This is a genomic window from Humibacter sp. RRB41, from assembly GCF_022761015.1.
In the GTDB taxonomy this organism is placed as follows: domain Bacteria; phylum Actinomycetota; class Actinomycetes; order Actinomycetales; family Microbacteriaceae; genus Humibacter.
In genome coordinates this window covers 358,205-376,393 of the sequence record NZ_JAKWJQ010000003.1, presented here as the reverse complement: position 1 = coordinate 376,393, position 18,189 = coordinate 358,205, and the positions used below count along the sequence as shown (strand labels likewise).

The 18,189-nt window shown below is 67.8% G+C and carries 15 protein-coding genes and 1 tRNA gene; 6 read left to right on the top strand and 10 right to left on the bottom strand.

All coding sequences use genetic code 11. The annotated features are described in order from the left end of the window. The first annotated feature begins 123 nt into the window (after positions 1-123). Entirely contained in the window at positions 124-1,059 is a 936-nt protein-coding gene (locus MJ603_RS10355) for a TetR/AcrR family transcriptional regulator C-terminal domain-containing protein (protein WP_243063632.1), read from the top strand. A 10-nt stretch (positions 1,060-1,069) separates the two neighbouring features. On the opposite strand, the gene prmC is transcribed toward MJ603_RS10355, so the two are convergent. Continuing rightward, positions 1,070-1,939, bottom strand: a complete 870-nt coding sequence (prmC, locus tag MJ603_RS10350) for a peptide chain release factor N(5)-glutamine methyltransferase (RefSeq protein WP_243063631.1) — start codon at positions 1,937-1,939, stop codon at positions 1,070-1,072. Positions 1,940-2,168: 229 nt separating this feature from the next. On the opposite strand from prmC, the gene cysK reads away from it, so the two are divergent. Then, positions 2,169-3,107, top strand: coding sequence for a cysteine synthase A (cysK, locus tag MJ603_RS10345; RefSeq protein ID WP_243063630.1), 939 nt, complete (start codon positions 2,169-2,171; stop codon positions 3,105-3,107). 2 nt (positions 3,108-3,109) lie between these two features. Then, the gene (gene epsC / locus MJ603_RS10340) at positions 3,110-3,697 is read left to right on the top strand and encodes a serine O-acetyltransferase EpsC (protein WP_243063629.1); all 588 of its coding nucleotides are present in this window, start codon (positions 3,110-3,112) and stop codon (positions 3,695-3,697) included. 15 nt (positions 3,698-3,712) lie between these two features. Here the strand turns inward: epsC and prfA are convergent, their stop codons facing one another. From prfA to argS, 8 genes are all read right to left on the bottom strand, one after another. Next, the gene (prfA, locus tag MJ603_RS10335) at positions 3,713-4,789 is read right to left on the bottom strand and encodes a peptide chain release factor 1 (RefSeq protein WP_243063628.1); all 1,077 of its coding nucleotides are present in this window, start codon (positions 4,787-4,789) and stop codon (positions 3,713-3,715) included. Between the two features lie 109 nt (positions 4,790-4,898). Continuing rightward, a complete protein-coding gene (rho, locus tag MJ603_RS10330; RefSeq protein ID WP_243063627.1) occupies positions 4,899-7,082 on the bottom strand; it encodes a transcription termination factor Rho in 2,184 nt (727 codons plus the stop codon). A gap of 289 nt (positions 7,083-7,371) precedes the next feature. Further along, a complete protein-coding gene (gene thrB / locus MJ603_RS10325) occupies positions 7,372-8,319 on the bottom strand; it encodes a homoserine kinase (RefSeq protein WP_243063626.1) in 948 nt (315 codons plus the stop codon). Then, entirely contained in the window at positions 8,316-9,401 is a 1,086-nt protein-coding gene (gene thrC, locus MJ603_RS10320) for a threonine synthase (RefSeq protein WP_243063625.1), read from the bottom strand. Before thrC ends, thrB begins: the two co-directional genes overlap by 4 nt. A 1-nt stretch (position 9,402) precedes the next feature. Further along, on the bottom strand, positions 9,403-10,761 hold the full coding sequence (locus MJ603_RS10315) for a homoserine dehydrogenase (protein WP_243063624.1): 1,359 nt from the start codon (positions 10,759-10,761) through the stop codon (positions 9,403-9,405). Continuing rightward, the gene (lysA, locus tag MJ603_RS10310) at positions 10,758-12,245 is read right to left on the bottom strand and encodes a diaminopimelate decarboxylase (protein ID WP_243063623.1); all 1,488 of its coding nucleotides are present in this window, start codon (positions 12,243-12,245) and stop codon (positions 10,758-10,760) included. Before lysA ends, MJ603_RS10315 begins: the two co-directional genes overlap by 4 nt. A 179-nt stretch (positions 12,246-12,424) precedes the next feature. After that, on the bottom strand, positions 12,425-13,195 hold the full coding sequence (locus tag MJ603_RS10305) for a DUF2993 domain-containing protein (RefSeq protein ID WP_243063622.1): 771 nt from the start codon (positions 13,193-13,195) through the stop codon (positions 12,425-12,427). Between the two features lie 48 nt (positions 13,196-13,243). Continuing rightward, the gene (argS, locus tag MJ603_RS10300) at positions 13,244-14,926 is read right to left on the bottom strand and encodes an arginine--tRNA ligase (RefSeq protein ID WP_243063621.1); all 1,683 of its coding nucleotides are present in this window, start codon (positions 14,924-14,926) and stop codon (positions 13,244-13,246) included. Between the two features lie 154 nt (positions 14,927-15,080). Here argS and MJ603_RS10295 point away from each other — a divergent pair, with 154 nt between their 5' ends. Beyond that, positions 15,081-15,716 carry a hypothetical protein gene (locus MJ603_RS10295; RefSeq protein ID WP_243063620.1) on the top strand — a complete coding sequence of 212 codons (636 nt, stop codon included), beginning with the start codon at positions 15,081-15,083 and terminating at the stop codon, positions 15,714-15,716. A gap of 158 nt (positions 15,717-15,874) precedes the next feature. After that, positions 15,875-15,950: transfer RNA gene (locus tag MJ603_RS10290), tRNA-Arg, on the top strand. 241 nt (positions 15,951-16,191) lie between these two features. Here MJ603_RS10290 and MJ603_RS10285 read toward each other — a convergent pair. Then, positions 16,192-17,163 carry a DMT family transporter gene (locus tag MJ603_RS10285; protein ID WP_243063619.1) on the bottom strand — a complete coding sequence of 324 codons (972 nt, stop codon included), beginning with the start codon at positions 17,161-17,163 and terminating at the stop codon, positions 16,192-16,194. An 80-nt stretch (positions 17,164-17,243) separates the two neighbouring features. On the opposite strand from MJ603_RS10285, the gene MJ603_RS10280 reads away from it, so the two are divergent. Next, the gene (locus tag MJ603_RS10280; protein WP_243063618.1) at positions 17,244-18,140 is read left to right on the top strand and encodes a LysR family transcriptional regulator; all 897 of its coding nucleotides are present in this window, start codon (positions 17,244-17,246) and stop codon (positions 18,138-18,140) included. Positions 18,141-18,189: the final 49 nt, after the last annotated feature.

Here is an 18,189-nt window from a genome sequence, read left to right as displayed (position 1 = left end):
GCTCATAGACTGGCCGCCACGCATGCCGCGAGACTGCACGCCCACCCCGAGACTGAGAGTGATACCCGCTGCTTGGTCGTGGGCGTGCAGCCTCGCGAAGGCTTTCGAGGCAGAGGGAGAACGATGACCGAGACAGACCCGGACGGCGCCTCCGACCTGGCCTTGCCGCACGCTGTCGCGCTCTCCTGGGGCGTCGCCGAGCGACCGCAGCGCGGACCGAAACGCGAGCTCAGCATCGAGCGCATCGTCGAGGCGGCGATCCAGCTCGCCGACGCCGAGGGCCTGGGCGCCGTGTCGATGGCGCGCGTGGCATCCGCTCTCGGGTTCACGACGATGTCGCTCTACCGCTACATCACGAGCAAGGACGACCTGCTGCTGCTCATGCAGGATGCCGTCGCCGACATCGAACTCCCCGAGCCGCCCGACGACGATTGGCGCACCGGGCTGCGGCAGTGGACGCTCGCCAATCTCGACGCCTTTCGCCGGCATGCGTGGTACGTGGACATACCGATCACGGGAACACCGCTGACGCCCAACGTGATGCGCCTCATCGACCTGGCGCTGCGCTCGCTTCGCCCAGCCGCACTGAGCGAGCACGAGAAGATGGCGTGCGTTCTACTGCTCGCCTCGTACGTGCGCGCGGTCGGCGGCATCCAGTCGGACATCGACACCTCGGGAACACCTGGCGATGAGGTGACGGGCGCCTCGTTCGCGCCGGCCCTCGCCGCGCTCGTGACGCCGGACCGGTTTCCCGATCTCGCTCCGGTCATCGCGTCTGGCGCGTACACCTCGAACGAATTCGACGACTTCGCGTTCGGACTCGAAAGGGTGCTCGACGGCATCGAGCGCTACATCGACCGGGGAGGCGCCTCCGCCACGCCTACACCGCCCGATGACGACGACTCAGCGCTCTACGGCTCGGACAAGCGCGTGAAAGAGGCCGCGAAGTCGCGACGCGAGGCGGAGAAGTCACTGCGCGATGCGCGCAAGCGCGAGCGGGAAGCCGTCAAAGCGGCCAGGGAGCGAGCAGCCAAGGAGCGCGAGAAGTCGGGCAACTGACCGTTGACGCTCAGCGCATCGCCGTCGTGACCCGATCGCGCATCGTCAGGTCGACGTGGGTGGTGACCCCACGCCACCCGTCGCCCAGCAGGATGCCCCGTACCTCGCTCCCCTGCAGCTCTCCGTGCTCGATCGCGATGAGTCCGCCGGGGCGCAGCAGCTCCAGTCCGCGTCGCGACAGCACCCGCACCACGTCGAGCCCGTCGGGACCGCCGTACAACGCGGCCGGTGGATCGAAGAGCCTCACCTCAGGATCGCGCGGAATCGCGTCGTCTGGCACGTAGGGCGGATTCGAGACGACCACGGCCGCCCGACCCGCGAGCTCGTGGAGGGAATCGGCGAGATCGCCCTGCGACAGTTCGAGGTTGGTTGCGCCGGACTCCTCGACATTCCGCGCCGCCCACGCGAACGCCTCGGGTGAGCGCTCGATGGCGTGCACGGTCGCGTGCGGAACCTCGGTGGCCATCGAGATCGCCACAGCGCCGCTGCCGGTTCCGAAGTCGATGCCGATCGGCTGCGGCTCCGCTGCCGAACGCAAGGCATCCACCGCGATCTGCGCGAGCAGCTCCGTCTCGGGACGCGGCACGAAGACACCGGGGCCCACCAGCAGGTTCAGCGAGCGGAACGGCGCCCTCCCCGTGATGTGCTGCAGCGGCTCTCTCGTTGCACGACGAGCCGCAAGCGCGCCGACGGCGGATGCCTGACCCGCCGACACCGGGGCATCCGTCACCACGAGCGCCTGCACCCGACCCCGGCCGGCCTGCAGCACGTGGCCGACGAGGAGCTCGGCATCCACCGAAGGGTCGACGATGCCCGCCGCGGCAAGCTGCTCTGTCACCTCGCGCAGCACGTCACGCACGGTCCTACCGTCGGAATCCATGGGCTCTCGCTTCCTTCGCTCAGCGTCCCCGCCAGCACTCACAGGATCTCGGACCTGCACTCTCGACGACCGCGAACGCATCGCACAGGCAACTCATGCCGTCGTCATATTCGGCAACGGGTCCGACCGTCAAGAATAAGCTTCAGACGGCGGCGCTCTCGCGCTTCGGGCCGTCGGCCAGCTTCAGTCGTCTTGTTCTCAACGTTTCCGTCGCGTCGAAAGGCATGTCATGTCCGGCAAGATCTACTCCGACATCACCCAGGTGGTCGGCAACACCCCGCTCGTGAAGCTCAATCGCGTGATCGATGGCGCGCAGGCGACCGTGCTCGCGAAGCTCGAGTTCTACAGCCCTGCTGCGAGCGTGAAGGACCGCATCGGTCTTGCGATCATCGACGCTGCAGAAGCGGCGGGTGCGCTGAAGCCCGGCGGAACGATCGTGGAAGGCACGAGCGGCAACACCGGCATCGCGCTGGCGTTCGTCGCTGCCGCCCGCGGATACAAGCTGATCATCACGATGCCCGAGACGGCGAGCAAGGAGCGCCGCGTCTTGCTGCGCGCATACGGCGCCGACATCGTGCTCACACCAGGAGCCGACGGCATGCGCGGCGCGGTCGAGAAGGCCAAGGAGATCGTCGCGAACACCGAGAACGCGATCTGGGCGCAGCAGTTCGCCAACCAGGCGAACCCCGCGATCCACCGCGCCACCACCGGTCCGGAGATCTGGAACGACACGGAAGGCGCCGTCGACATCCTGGTCTCCGGCATCGGAACGGGCGGCACGATCACCGGTGCAGGCGGCTACCTCAAGGAGCAGAAGCCCGACATCCAGATCATCGCCGTCGAGCCTGCCGAGTCTCCGATCCTCAACGGCGGCAAGCCAGGACCGCACAAGATCCAGGGCCTCGGTGCGAACTTCGTTCCCGAGGTGCTCGACACCTCCATCTACGACGAGGTCATCGACGTGAACGCCGAGGCCTCGGTCGAGACCGCGCGCCGGCTGGCAGCCGAGGAGGGCATCCTGGGCGGCATCTCGTCGGGAGCCGCGGTCAACGCGGCCGTGCAGGTGGCGAAACGCCCCGAGAACGCGGGCAAGACCATCGTGGTCGTCATTCCCGACTTCGGCGAGCGTTATATCTCGACGATCCTCTACCAGGACCTGCTCGACTAGGGATGTCCGTTCTCTCGCGAATGCGCGAGGACATCGCCAATGCCAGGAGCCATGACCCGGCCGCCCGCAGCGATGTCGAGATCGCGCTGGCCTATTCCGGTCTGCACGCCATCTGGCTGTACCGCATCGCCCACCGCTGGTGGATCTCCCCCGGGCTGAGGCTGCCCGCAAGACTGCTGTCGCAGTTCGCACGGTTTCTCACCGGTGTGGAGATCCACCCCGGCGCCCGCATCGGCCGGCGCTTCTTCATCGACCACGGCATGGGCGTCGTGATCGGCGAGACGACGGTGATCGGCGACGGGGTGATGCTGTACCACGGCGTCACGCTCGGCGGAAAGTCCAGGGGACGTGGCAAGCGGCATCCGACCCTGCACGACGGCGTCGTCGTCGGGGCCGGCGCGCAGGTGCTCGGTGACATCGTGCTCGGGGCACGCTCCGTGGTGGGCGCGAACGCGGTCGTCGTGAAGTCGGCGCCGCCGGATTCGGTGCTGGTGGGCATCCCGGCCCGTGATCGCAGGCAGGATGCTTCACCTCGCGCTCCGGAGACCCCCTCCGACGAGGCGTGGCTCGACCCCGGCATCTACATCTGAGGCCGGCGGCCCGTCTCAGTCCTCGCCGAGGGCGGCGAGGCGCGCCTCTTCGTCGGTCTGGATGGCGGAGTCGATCACGGGATCGAGCGCGCCGTTCATCACCTGGTCGAGGTTGTACGCCTTGTAGCCCGTGCGGTGGTCGGCGATGCGGTTCTCGGGGAAGTTGTACGTGCGGATGCGCTCGGAGCGGTCCATGCCGCGGATCTGCGACTTGCGCGCATCCGATGCAGCGGCATCCAACTCTTCCTGCTGCTTCGCCAGGAGTCGGGCGCGCAGCACGCGCATGCCCGCCTCGCGGTTCTGGATCTGCGACTTCTCGTTCTGCATCGACACCACGATGCCGGTCGGGATGTGCGTGATGCGCACCGCAGAGTCTGTGGTGTTCACCGACTGGCCCCCTGGCCCCGACGAGCGGAACACGTCGATGCGCAGGTCGTTCGCGTTGATCTCGACCTCTTCAGGCTCGTCCACCTCGGGGAACACGAGAACGCCGGCCGTCGATGTCTGGATGCGTCCCTGCGACTCGGTCACCGGCACCCGCTGCACACGGTGCACGCCGCCCTCGTACTTCAGATGCGCCCATGGGCCCTCCGCCGGGTCGGGCGAGTTGCCCTTGATGGCGACCTGCACGTTCGTGTAGCCGCCGAGGTCGGTGTCGTCGTGCTCGAGGATCTCGGTCTTCCAGCCCTTGGACTCCGCATAGTGCAGGTACATGCGCAGGAGGTCGGCGGCGAACAGCGCTGATTCCGCGCCGCCCGCGCCACCCTTGATCTCCATGATCACGTCACGCCCGTCGTCCGGATCGCGCGGGATCAGCAGCCTGCGCAGCTTCTCCTGCGCCGCGGCGTGCGCCTCTTCGAGTGACGGCACCTCCTCGGCGAAGGCCTCGTCTTCTTTGGCGAGCTCGCGTGCGGCATCCAGGTCGTCGCCGAGCCTCTTCCACGACTCGTGCGCCGCCTTGATCTGGCTGAGCTCCGCGTACCGGCGGTTGACCTTCTTGGCGCGAGCGGCGTCGGCGTGCAGAGCAGGGTCGGCGAGCTGCTCCTGCAGCTGATCGTGCTCGTCGAGCAGGGTCTGGATGGATTCGAACACGTGTGGCTTCCGTTCGCGATCGCAGGCTGGTGCGGGAAATGACGGATGCCCACCACCGGCTCCGACCGAATGTTCGGTACAGCGCCGGCAATGGGCATCCAGAAGACAGCTAGCGGTGGTCGTTCTCGTGCGCGTGCGAGTGAGCAGCACCGTGACCGGCGGTGGGTGCCGGCATCGACTTCTGCATCTGCACGAGGAACTCCACGTTGGACGTGGTCTCCTTGAGCTTGCCGAGCACTACCTCGAGGGCCTGCTGCTGGTCGAGCCCGGCGAGGGCGCGACGCAGCTTCCAGGTGATCTTCACCTCGTCGCCGCTCATCAGCATCTCTTCACGACGGGTGCCCGACGCGTTCACGTCGACGGCCGGGAAGATGCGCTTGTCGGCGAGCTGGCGAGAGAGGCGCAGCTCCGAGTTGCCGGTTCCCTTGAACTCCTCGAAGATCACTTCGTCCATCTTGGAACCGGTCTCGATGAGCGCCGTGGCCAGTATGGTCAGCGATCCGCCGTGCTCGATGTTGCGAGCCGCACCGAAGAAGCGCTTGGGCGGATACAGCGCCGAAGCGTCCACACCACCGGAGAGAATGCGACCGGATGCCGGCGCGGCCAGGTTGTAGGCGCGGCTGAGTCGCGTGATCGAATCGAGCAGCACGACGACGTCGTGGCCGAGTTCCACCAGGCGCTTCGCACGCTCGATGGCGAGCTCGGCGACGGTGGTGTGATCTTCGGCCGGACGGTCGAACGTCGAGGCGATGACCTCGCCCTTGACCGTGCGCTGCATGTCGGTGACCTCTTCAGGCCGCTCGTCCACGAGCACGACCATGAGGTGCACCTCGGGGTTGTTCGTGGTGATCGCGTTGGCGATCTGCTGCATCACGATGGTCTTGCCGGCCTTGGGCGGAGCGACGATCAGGCCGCGCTGGCCCTTGCCGATCGGGGCGACCAGGTCGATGATGCGCTGGGTGAGCTTGGTCGGCTCGGTCTCGAGACGCAGCCGCTCCTGCGGGTACAGCGGGGTGAGCTTGTTGAACTCGACCCTGGCCTCCGCCTCGTCGACGCTCTGACCGTTGACAGAGTCCACCTTGACCAGCGCGTTGTACTTCTGACGCCCTGTGCCCTCGCCATCGCGCGGCTGGCGGATGGCTCCGACGACCGCGTCGCCCTTGCGCAGGTTGTACTTCTTCACCTGTCCGAGCGAGACGTAGACGTCGCTCGGTCCTGGCAGGTAGCCACTGGTGCGCACGAAGGCGTAGTTGTCGAGCACGTCGAGGATGCCCGCGACGGGGATGAGCACGTCGTCATCGAGGATCTCGGGCTCGACATCGTCGCCGACGGCCCCACGGCGCTTGCGGTCGCGGTAGCGGTTACGCCCGCCGCGCTCGTCATCCTGAGCCTGCTGGCCGCCCTGATTCTGATTCTGGCGCTGGTTCTGCTGACCGCCCTGCTGCTGGCCGCCCTGACCACGCTGATTCTGCTGACCCTGCTTCTGCTGCTGGTTGTTCTGCTGACCCTGGTTCTGTGCCTGCTGGTTCTGGCCCTGCTGGTTCTGAGCCGGCTGGCCACCCTGCTGCTCGGCGCTGTTGTCACCGCCCTCGCCGTTGTCGGCGCGACGGTTCTTGTTGCGTCCGCGATTGCGTCCGCGACCCTGACGCGGCTGCTGCGAACCGTCGGCACCATCGGATGCCTGCGCATCAGCGGCGTTCTCGGCCTGCGCATCCTCCGCGGGAGCTGCATCCTCGCGGTCGGCGACGACGACGGCAGATGCCTGAGCATCATTCGACTCGACCGCAACGTTCACGGCGTCGGTCATGGGCTCGGGAAGGCCGGCCTGGCCGGCGTTCACGTAGGTGGAGGCCGAGACGGTGTGGCCACCGTCGACGCTCGTGACGCGGCGCGAGCCACGACGGCTGCGCGCAGGCGGAGTCTGCAGGTCGAGTGCGGCTTGCAGAGCCGCCTCGGCGTCCTGCGGGCTGAGCTGCTGGCCGTCGGACGACGCAGCAGGCGCCTCGTCCGTCGCGACCTCGGCCGTCGCAACCTCGGCCGGTGCGGCCTCGATCACGGCCGGAGCGCTGTCTGCCGGCGCCTCGGCCACGACGGCGGGAGCGACGGCTTCGGTGCCGGCCGTCTCGCCGGTGGCCCGCGTGGCCTCGATGGCTGCGATCAGTTCGCCCTTGCGGAGCTTCGCAGCGCCTGGGACGCCGATGCTCGTAGCGAGCGTCTGCAGCTGCGGAACTCGCAGGTTGGACAGATCGACAGTGGGATCCACGCCTTCGGCGCGGGGGTTGACATCAGTCACTTGAAGAGGATTCCTTTCCTCTGGCGGGCATAGATCCGCCTCGCTCAGAGCGCGTGTCGTGCACGAGCCGCCCGTTCATACTTCGCCCGCGCCCCGTCGGGGATCGCTGCGCGGATTCAGGCAAGCACGACAGCAGTGAGTTTCTAGAGATTCACCCGAACACCAGATTCGCGTATCTTTTTCGCGCCGTCTGGCAGGTGCGCTCAGTTTACCACCCTCGTACCCCTTCGCTCGCCAACGGCACATCGTGTTGCGAAGAGCGACCGGCCCGGGACCGCCGCGTCACGGTTCACGTCGCCGAAGCATCCGCTCGATGCACCGTCGCACCGAGAAAGTCGACAGCGAGCATGAGCGGCTGCCACGTGGTCTCTGCGCGTTCTGCGACGAGTTCGGCGGCAGCCAGGCGCTGCGCAGGATCGCTGCACAACACCAGGATCGAGGGGCCGGCACCCGAGACGACGGCAGGAAAGCCGTCGGCGCGCAGCGCCGAGATGAGGCGGTCTGTCTCCGGCATCGCCTTCGCACGATAGTTCTGGTGCAGCTTGTCTTCCGTCGCGGCGAGCAGCAGCTCGGGGCTCTGCACCAAGGCCGCAACGAGCAGCGCCGAGCGGGAGACGTTGAAGACGGCATCCTCGTGCGGAACCGACGTCGGCTGAAGGCTGCGTGCCAATGCCGTCGACATGACGTGCTCAGGCACGAAAACCAGCGGCGAGACGCCGCGATGCACCATCAGCTTCTTGTGTTGAGGGCCTTCGGCCGACACCCAGGCGATGGTGAGACCGCCGAACAGTGCGGGGGCCACGTTGTCGGGATGCCCCTCCAGCTCCGTCGACAGCGACAAGAGCTGCTGCGGGCCGAATTCGACGGTGCCCTCGAGCAGGCCCTTGGCAGCGACGATGCCCGAGACGATCGCCGCGCCCGAGGATCCGAGGCCGCGTCCGTGCGGAATGGAATTGCGGGCGACGAGGTGGAGTCCCGGAACCGGGATTCCGACCGCCGTGAACGCGTGCGCGATGGAGCGCACGACGAGGTTCGTCTCGTCCGTCGGCACTTCCCCCTCGCCGACGCCGTGCACCTCGACGAAGGCTCCCGGTTCGTCTCGCACCGTGACGGTGAGCTCGTCGTACAGGGCCAGCGCGAGGCCGAGGGTGTCGAACCCGGGACCGAGATTGGCGGAGGTGGCCGGCACCTTCACGCGCACGCTCGTGCCGATCGCCGGCACGGATGCCGCGCTCACGCCGCGCCCGACGGGCTGAGCCCCAGCACTCCCGCGATCTGCGCGGTGTCGACGGGAACGACCGTCGGCGTGACCTCGCCGCCGCCCGCGACTCGCAGTGCCCACTGCGGATCCTTGAGGCCGTGGCCGGTGACCGTGAGCACGACCTTCGAACCGGCGGGTATCACGCCGGCCTCTGAGCGCTCGAGCAGGCCGGCGACGCTGATCGCGCTGGCAGGCTCGACGAAGATGCCGACCTCTGCCGAGAGGATGCGGTGAGCGTCGAGGATGCTCTCGTCGTCGATGGCGCCGAAGTAGCCGTTCGTGGCATCCCGCGCGGCGAGCGCGAGCTCCCATGAGGCGGGGTTGCCGATGCGGATGGCGCTGGCGACCGTTTCGGGATCCTTGACCGGATGCCCGAGCACGATGGGCGCACTACCCGCCGCCTGGAAACCGAACATGCGCGGCAGCTTCGTCGTAATGCCACGCTCAAGCTCTTCGGTGTAACCGCGGGTGTACGCCGTGTAGTTGCCCGCGTTGCCCACCGGGATGAACTGGAAATCGGGAGCGTCGCCGAGTACCTCGACGACCTCGAACGCTGCGGTCTTCTGGCCCTCGATGCGGTCGTTGTTCACCGAGTTGACCAGGTGCACCGGGTAGTTCGCGGAGAGTTCGCGGGCGATGTCGAGGCAGTCGTCGAACGTGCCCTGCACTTGCAGCAACTCGGCGTTGTGCGCGATCGCCTGGCTCAGCTTGCCGAGGGCGATCTTGCCCTCCGGCACGAGCACGACGGCCTGGATGCCCGCGTGCGCGGCGTAAGCGGCCGCCGACGCGGAGGTGTTGCCGGTCGAGGCGCAGATGACGGCCTTCGCACCGTGCTCGATGGCCTTGGAGATGGCCATCGTCATACCGCGGTCCTTGAAAGAGCCCGTCGGGTTCATGCCCTCGAACTTGACGTACACGTCGGCGCCGGTGCGGCGGGACAGCGCAGGGGCCGGGATGAGCGGGGTGCCGCCCTCGCCGAGAGTGACGATGGGCGTTGCCTCCGTCACGTCGAGGCGATCGGCGTATTCGCGCAGAACGCCCTGCCATTGGTGCGCCACGTCAGACTCCTTCAACTCGTAAGACAGAGGTGACGGCCACGACCTCATCGCTGGCGCGAAGGGTGTCGACCGTTGCCGCGAGAGCGGACTCGAACGCCTCGTGCGTTCCGATGACCAGCGTAGCCGTGGCCGGGAGGGGTTCCCGACGGGCCGGGATCGCTCCAGATGCCACGCCGGGCTCCTGCTCGGATGCCACGGTCTGCGTCACGGTCTCCACCGAGACCTCGTTCGTGGCGAAGATCGAGGCGATGCGCGAGAGCACACCAGGGGCATCCGTCACGCGGAGCGTGATCTGATACCTGGTGCGAACGGCGCCGATCTCGAGCACAGGCACGTCCGCGTGCGTGGACTCCGCGACGCCAGGACCGCCGACGACGTGCCTGCGCGCGGCGGAGACGACGTCGCCCAGCACAGCGGACGCGGTCTGGAGTCCTCCGGCGCCTGCACCGTAGAACATCAAGTCGCCTGCCGCTGCGGCCTGCACGAAAACCGCGTTGTGCACGCCGCGCACGGCGGCCAACGGATGCTGCCTCGGGACGAGCGCCGGATACACCCTGGCGGACACGCCCTCGCTGCCGTCATCGGCGGCGACCCGCTCGCAGATCGCGAGCAGCTTGATCACGTACCCGCCTTCGCGCGCGGCATCCACCTGCTCCTTCGTGATGCCGGTGATGCCCTCGCGATGCACCGACTCCAGAGGAACCGTCGTGTGGAACGCGAGCCCTGCGAGAATGGCCGCCTTCGCTGCGGCGTCGTACCCCTCGACATCCGCTGCCGGGTCGCTGCGCTCCGCGTACCCGAGCTCGGTTGCCACCTCGAGCGCGTCCTCGAGGGTGTCGCCTGAAGTGTCCATACGGTCGAGGATGAAGTTCGTCGTGCCGTTCACGATGCCCAGGATGCGCTCGACACGATCGCCCGCCAGGCTGTCGCGCAGCGGACGGATGATCGGGATCGCCCCGCCGACGGCAGCCTCGTAGTAGAGCTGCGCGCCGACCTGCTCGGCCACTGCGAACAGCTGCGCTCCGTGTTCGGCGAGCAGCGCCTTGTTGCCGGTGATGACGTCGGCGCCGGAATTCAGCGCAAGCAGCACATACTCGCGGGCGGGGTCGACGCCGCCCATCAGCTCGATCACGATGTCGGCGCTCAGGATGAGCGAGCGCGCGTCGGTCGTGAACAGCTCGCGCGGCAGAGCGACGCGGCGCGGGGCATCCGGGTCGCGCACCGCGATGCCGACGAGCTCGAGGCCTGCTCCGACGCGGGCTGCGAGTTCGTCGGCGTTGTCGATGAGCAGCTTCGCAACCTGGGAGCCGACGGATCCCGCGCCGAGGAGCGCGATCTTGAGGCTTCGGTATTCGATCACTTCTGGTCCCCCTGGGCTGCGCGGTCGGCACGGGCGAGCGGGCCGGGTGCGTCGACGTCGCGCTGCGCTTCTGACGGCACCGCGGTGGAGAGACGCGCGCCGACATCCCTCGCCAACAGGTCGTCTTCGGTCTCTCCGCGCACGATCACCCGGTCGTGTCCATCGCGTACTGCGACCACCGCGGGCCGCGGAAGGTAGTTGTAGTTGCTCGACAGCGACCAGCAGTACGCGCCGGTCGCCGCCACGGCGAGCAGGTCTGAAGGAGCGACGTCGCCTGGAAGGTATTCGGCATCCACCACGATGTCACCTGACTCGCAGTGCTTGCCTGCCACCCGAACGAGCACCGGCTCCACGTCGGATGCCCTGCCCACCAGGCGTGCCGAGTAGTCGGCGCCATAGAGCGCCGGCCTGGCGTTGTCGCTCATGCCCCCGTCGACGCTGACGTAGAGGCGCTGCGCGGGCGCGCCGTCACCGTCCAGCACGACGGATTTGGTCGTTCCGACCGTGTACAGCGTGATGCCGGCCGGCCCGACGATGTAGCGCCCAGGCTCGAATGCGACCACGGGCACCGGGATGTCGAGGTTCTCGCATTCCGCAGCGACAACCTGCGCGATGTGCTGGGCCAGCTTCTCGATCTCGTCCGGCTCGTCCGCAGCGGTGTAGGCGATGCCGAACCCGCCGCCGAGGTTGAGCTCGGGCACCGCGCCGCCGGCCAGCAGCCGCGCGTGCACGGCGATCAACCGAGCGGCGGATTCCGCGAATCCGTCTGAGCCGAAGATCTGCGAGCCGATGTGGCAGTGCAGCCCGACGAACTCGAGGCTTTTCTGGCCGCGGATGCCGGCGACGAGACGCTCGACATCGGCCAGCGCGACGCCGAACTTCTGGTCTTCATGCGCCGTCGCGAGAAAGTCGTGGGTGTGCGCGTGCACTCCGCTGCGCACCCTCAGACGCACACGCTGCACACGACCGTGAGCGGATGCCGCCGCGGCGACCCGCTCGATCTCCTGCTCCGAGTCGATCACGATCGTGCCGACACCGGCGTCGACGGCGCGGTCGATCTCATCGCGCGATTTGTTGTTGCCGTGGAAGCCGAGGCGAGCGGGATCGACACCGGCGGCCAGCACGACGGCGAGCTCGCCTCCGCTGGCGACGTCGATGCGCAGCTGCTCCTCCGTGACCCACCGCGCGATCTCCGTGCTGAGGAACGCCTTGCCTGCGTAGTAGACCTCCGCTGTCGATCCGACGCGCTCGAAGGCGCTGGTGAAGGCGGCGCGCACCCGGGCCGCGCGCTCACGCACCTCGCCCTCGTCGAGCACGTAGAGCGGGGTGCCGCGGCGGGCGGCCAACTGGGTGAGGTTCACGCCGGCGAAGACCACGGAACCGTCATCCGTGCGGTGCAGGTTCTTCGGCCACACCCCCTGCGCGAAAGCGTTCGCGTCGTCGGGCGCTGAAAGCCACGCAGGAGCCAGGGGGTTGTCGGCCATGGAGTCACCTCGAACGATCGATGAGGAGGCGAGCGGGCCCGGATTGGCCCCTGAAGCCGGGAGAACTGGTGCGCGAAAGCGTGCCCCCGAGTCTACGAGAGCCCTGCGGCGGTGAAAAACCGGGCGCGTAATACGGGCGACGCGCCCGCTGATCGAGTGGCGGGAAGCGGGTCGCGCACTCAGCCGCAAGTGCCCTTGCTCTGCAGCGACGCGTCGTCGACCATGAAGTCGTCCGCCCGGACCGAGACCGACGCCGACCCCTTCCTGACGGTCAGATCCGTCACGTTCACGCCCTTCGGTAGATATTCGGCGACGCAGATCGGGATGCTGTCCGGCAGCAGGTCCTTCGCGAAGCGCGTCACATCGAGCGTTCCGCCTCCGGCCTTGACGCTGACGTTGTGCGGCGTCAGCACCACCGTGTCGCCGTTCTTCAGTGTCGGGGTGACGGATGCCGTGTACGCGACCTCGATGCCGACGATCTTGCCCGTTCCGTTGAGCCCCACCGTGTCGTCGCCCAACCTCACACTCGTCGCGTCTGGCAGGTCGACCAGTTGGTTGACGGCATCCTGGCCGATCACCAGGTCGCCGTCGATGCGGCCGACCGGCTTGCTGAAGTCGGTGGGAACGTCGTACGCGACGATCCGCGCAGTGAGCGGGGCGCCCTGCACTTCCACGTGGGCGGCATCCAGATCGACGCGATCGAATCGACCTGTGAGGAACTGGCCGATCACCGAGAATCCGTGGATGGTCACGGTCAGGTCCTTCGCCGTCACATCCGGCGGCAGCTGCTGCTGGATCTGCGAGCTCACCTCGTTCTGCGCAACCTGACGCACGATGGCGTCGGCGACGAAGTACAGCCCGACGACGACCACCACCGCGCCGATCGTCCAGATCAGGGCGCGCAGGCCACGACGCCTCGGTCGCTTCTGCGGTTGATCGTTCGTCGACATGTTCCCCCGTTCGTCTGCTCGTCGGCGTGCGGCGCGATTCGGGCGCGACTACATGCGGTCGGGCGCCGACACCCCGAGAAGTGCCAACCCGTTTCGGATCACCTGGCCGGTCGCGTCGTTGAGCCACAACCGAGTGCGGTGCAGGTCGGAGATCGGCTCGTCGCCGAGGGGGATGACACGGCACGTGTCGTACCACTTGTGGTACAGCCCGGCGACCTCTTCGATGTACCTCGCGATCCTGTGCGGCTCGCGCAGTTCGGCGGCGAGCGCCACGATGCGAGGGAACTCCTGCAACGCCCCGAGCAATGCGGACTCGCTCTCGTGCGTGAGCAGTTCCGGTGCGAATGCGCTCCGGGTGACGCCGGCGGTCTCCGCGTTGCGGGCCACGGACCGGGTGCGCGCGTGCGCGTACTGCACGTAGTACACCGGGTTGTCGTTGGAGTGGCTGCGCAGCAGCTCCGGGTCGAGCGTGAGCGGGGAGTCGGCCGGCGACCGTCCGAGCGAGTAGCGGAGGGCATCCGTGCCGAGCCACGTCTGCAAGTCGGTGAGCTCGATGATGTTCCCGGCGCGCTTCGAGAGCTTCGCCCCGTTGATGCTCACGAGCTGGCCGATGAGCACCTCGATGTCGCGGTCCGGATCATCTCCTGCCGCGCCGGCGAGGGCGCGCAGCCTGTGCACGTAGCCGTGGTGGTCGGCGCCGAGCAGGTAGATCTTGTGCTGGAAGCCGCGATCCGTCTTGTTCAGGTAGTAGGCGGCATCCGACGCGAAGTACGTGTAGACGCCGTTGCTGCGCCGGATGACCCGGTCTTTGTCGTCTCCGAAGTCGGTGGTGCGCACCCAGACCGCGCCGTCCTCGTCGAACACGTGGCCTTGCGCGCGGAGCCGCCCGACAGCCGCGTCGACGAGGCTCTCGCCCGTCTGCGGATCCGGCTTGTGCAAAGACCGCTCGCTGAACCAGACATCGAACTCGACGTTGAAGTCCTTCAGCGCCTGCCTGATCTCGGCCAGCTGCAGTTCGTACGCCTGCTCTCCGGCGACAGAGAGCGCTTCGTCGTCGGGCAACGACAGCAGTCCTGGCACGCGCTCGAGCACTGCTGTCGCCAGATCGGCGATGTACTGACCGGGATACCCGCCCTCGGGCGTCGGCTCCCCCTTGGCTGCGGCCAGCACCGATGTGCCGAAGAGTTCCATCTGGCTGCCGGCGTCGTTGATGTAGTACTCGCTCGCAAGGCTGGCGCCGGATGCCTTCAGCACCCGCGCGATCGAGTCGCCGAGCGCTGCCCAGCGGGTATGGCCGATGTGCAGCGGACCCGTCGGGTTGGCGGAGACGAACTCGAGGTTGATGGTGGCGCCGGCAAGGGTGACGTTCTGCCCGTAGGTCTCGCCCGCGTCGACGATGGTCTTCGCGAGCGCGCCGGCGGCGGCGGCATCCAGCCTGAAGTTGATGAAGCCGGGACCTGCCACCTCGGCGGCGGCGACCCCGTCAAGGCGTGCGGCCTCGAGGGCGATCTCCTCCGCGAGCTCGCGCGGATTCGCACCGAGCGGCTTGGCCAGGCGCATCGCGACGTTCGAGGCCCAATCACCGTGATCGCGGTTGCGCGGACGGTCGAGACGGATGTCGTCACGCGCGATCAAAGGCTGCGATTCCGTCGTCCCGTTCGCGGCTCGGCGACGGTCGACCACGCCTGTGACGATGGCGTACAACTGGTCGGCGAGCTGATCGGGATTCACGACGACCGAGTCTATCGGGCGCCGACCTGGCATCCGCCGATGGTCCCGCTCCGCGTGCTCAGCGTCCTCGCATGCGCTCGGGGCGGAGGGGCTCACGATCACTTGGTATCCTCGTGCCCACGCGACCCCCACCGCCCCCTCCGGAAGCCCCCTCATGCGCATTGATCGTCATCGTCGTTCCCAGCGCTCATCGCGCCTGACCCGCACAGCCGCTAGTGCGGCTCTCGTCGCCGCGACCGCACTTCTGCTGACCGGATGCCAGGCCTCGCCGCAGCCCGCGTCGACGGCCTCGCACACGGCGAAGTCGGCGGCATCGGACCCCTCGTCCACCGCGAAGGCGTCGACACCGGTTCCGAAGCCCACTCCCGTGACGCTCACCTGCGATCAGGTGCTCACGAGCGCCCAGCTGTCGGCGATGGTTCCAGCGATCACGGCCGCATCGGGATTCACACCGGAGAAGGGGTCTGACGCGGCGAAGGCCGTCGACTTCGACGGCGTTGCCTGCGGGTTCACGAACCCGAGCACCGGAAATCCTGTCGCTGTGTCGATCGCGCGCGCGGCATCCGCGGACCTCACGGCTCTCAAGAACACTGCCATCACGAAGAGCAACGTCGTCCCCACGTACGGCGTACCTCCGCAGGTGATGGGCTACTTCACGGTGACCGGCTCTCTCGGCGTCGCCGAAGCCTTCACGGGCGACTACTGGGTCGTCGCGGCATCGAAGGACTACATCGAGCCCGGCGATGCCAGTCAGGTGATCGCCGGCGTGCTCGCGAACCTGCCGAAGTAACTACGCAGGCGCGCCGCTTTCCGTACGGCGCATCGCGGAATTTGCGGTGTGTGGCGCGAGTGACCCGGGCGATCCATAAGGCAGTTGGATGCCCCGCCCGGCATGAACCGGCCGTTCAGCTCGTACCGTCGCCGGATGCTAGCCTTGTCGGGCACTGAGCCCCCATAGCTCAGGGGATAGAGCGTCTGCCTCCGGAGCAGAAGGCCGAAGGTTCGAATCCTTCTGGGGGCACCACCAGCGCGATAATGGTCTCGAGAGATCAGCCATGTCCGAGTCGCAATTGCCGCAGTCGCAGGTCCCGGTTCCCGTTCCCGACGAGGACCAGGGCGGGGATCCCGCCTGCTGGCTGAGCCATGTCTGCCCGGAATGCGGCGCCCTCGTCGAGGGCAGCACCGCTGTCCCGTGCTGGCGATGCGGTGCCGTCCGAGAGCTTGACGAGTAACCGCTGTGGCCCGTTCCCCGGCAGGGGGAACGGTTAGGCGGTCGACGCACCCCGCAGGCGATGCCTGCGCTCGATGGCTCCTCCGGCATAGCTCGAGGCGACGATGAGCAATCCGCCGACCGCACCGACGATGGTGAGCGCTTCTCCCCCGACGACCGCACCCGTGATCACCGCCCAGACCGGCTCGGTGCCCATCAGGATGCTCGCTCTCGCCGCCGACGTGCGCCGAACGGCCCATAACTCGATCGCGAACGCGAAGACGCTGCAGATCAGCCCGAGGAAGACGACGTCGAACCAGCTCGAGGCGGTCATGCGGATGAAGGCTCCCGGCAATTCGGGCGCCGCCAGCGCGGAGAACACGACGGCGCTCACGAGCACCTGTACGCAGACGACGCTGAGAGAACTCTCGCGTCTATGACGTAGGAGATGACCTCCCGTCACGACACGGATCGACCTCACCACCGCGGCGATCAACAGCACGATGTCACCGAGGTTCGGAGCGTGAAAGCCGTCGCCGGAAACCAGCAACGCGACCCCCACGACCGCGACCACGGCGGCGACGAAGAACGCAGGAGGCAGCCACGCTCGCGACGCGATGCTCTCCAGCAGCGGCGTTCCGATCAATGCGAGGCTGCTGATCAGGCCGGCATTCGTGGCCGTGGTCAGATGAACGCCCCAGGTCTCGAGCCCGATGATGGTCGCCTGAAAGCCGCCGAGCGCGATCGCGATGATGAGACCGCGGCCGCGAGGCATCCGCTCCCGACGAACCAGCACGAGCACGACGGCCGCGACCGCTGCGAAGAGGAATCGCAACGCGAGTGCCGACAGAACGCCGACGACGTCCGTCAGGTCCTTCGCGGCGAGAAAACTCGATCCCCACGCTGCTGCCACGGCGACGAGCAGGGCATCGGCGAGCACCTCTCGCGAGCGGGACCGCGTTCCGGCGCGAGTCGCTCGCTCCGTTCCCGAAACGGTACGCGTGTCGCTGTCGCTGCTCGTCTGCACCGCTTCAGGCTGATCGAGTCAACCATGTAGAGCAATCACGTCATGCTGATCCGTCGATTAAGCAGGGCTAATCTTCTGAGATGGATGCCTATCGATTGCGTCTCCTGCGCGAGCTCGGCGACAGGGGCAGCGTCGCTGCTGTCGCGAGCGCGTTGTTCGTGACCCCGTCGGCAGTGTCACAGCAACTGGCCGCGCTGCAGCACGAGTTCGCGGTGCCCCTCACCGAGCGCTCGGGCCGCGTGCTGCGTCTGACGCCGGCGGGTGAAGCGCTGGCCACCGCATCCGTGAAGGTGGAGACCGCGCTGGCCGAAGCGGATGAGGCCGTCACTGCGTTCTTGGCCGCCGACGAGCGCGCTGTCACCATCGGCTCGCTCCCCAGCGTCGCGCTCGTCTTCCTGCCGCGGCTGCTCGCCGATCCGCCTGCTCCCCTGCGTATCACCGACGTCGACGTGTCTGTCGACAGGTTTCCGTCTCAGACCGCCGACCACGACCTGGTGATCGCCCACCGGCTTCCGGATGCCTCCCCCTGGCCCGAGCGGCTGACCTCTGCCCCGCTGTTCGCCGAGCCGCTCGACCTCGTGCTCCCACTCTCGCACCGGCTGGCGCGCGCCAGAAGCATCCGCCCCCACGATCTGCGTGGAGAGCGTTGGCTGAGCGCTCACGCCGACTTCCCCTTGGCGGGAGTGCTGGACCACCTCGGAGCGCTGGTCGGCGAGAAGCCCTTGATCGCGCACGAGATCAATGACTTCCCCCTGCTTGCCGCAGCGGTGCGCGCCGGCGCCGGGATCGGGATGCTGCCGCGCTTCACATCGGCTCCGCTCCTCGACGACGACCTCGTGCTGCGTCCGATCTCAGGGGCACGATTCGTGCGTCACGTCGACGTGCTCGCCCGGGGCGAATCCCTCGCCCGGTCCTCGGTGCGCTCCGTGTTCAGCTCACTGCGCCGCATCGCCCACGAGATCGAGCAGCGGCAATGACCGCAGACCTGGCCGTCCGAGGATCTCGACGCACTGGCTCGCCTGAGTG

Coding starts and splice junctions, on each gene's coding strand:
- cysK (WP_243063630.1), top strand. CDS start 2,169: ATGTCCGGCAAGATCTACTCCGACATCACCCAGGTGGTCGGCAACACC.
- prmC (WP_243063631.1), bottom strand. CDS start 1,939: ATGGATTCCGACGGTAGGACCGTGCGTGACGTGCTGCGCGAGGTGACA.
- lysA (WP_243063623.1), bottom strand. CDS start 12,245: ATGGCCGACAACCCCCTGGCTCCTGCGTGGCTTTCAGCGCCCGACGAC.
- MJ603_RS10295 (WP_243063620.1), top strand. CDS start 15,081: ATGCGCATTGATCGTCATCGTCGTTCCCAGCGCTCATCGCGCCTGACC.
- epsC (WP_243063629.1), top strand. CDS start 3,110: ATGTCCGTTCTCTCGCGAATGCGCGAGGACATCGCCAATGCCAGGAGC.
- MJ603_RS10280 (WP_243063618.1), top strand. CDS start 17,244: ATGGATGCCTATCGATTGCGTCTCCTGCGCGAGCTCGGCGACAGGGGC.
- MJ603_RS10355 (WP_243063632.1), top strand. CDS start 124: ATGACCGAGACAGACCCGGACGGCGCCTCCGACCTGGCCTTGCCGCAC.
- MJ603_RS10305 (WP_243063622.1), bottom strand. CDS start 13,195: ATGTCGACGAACGATCAACCGCAGAAGCGACCGAGGCGTCGTGGCCTG.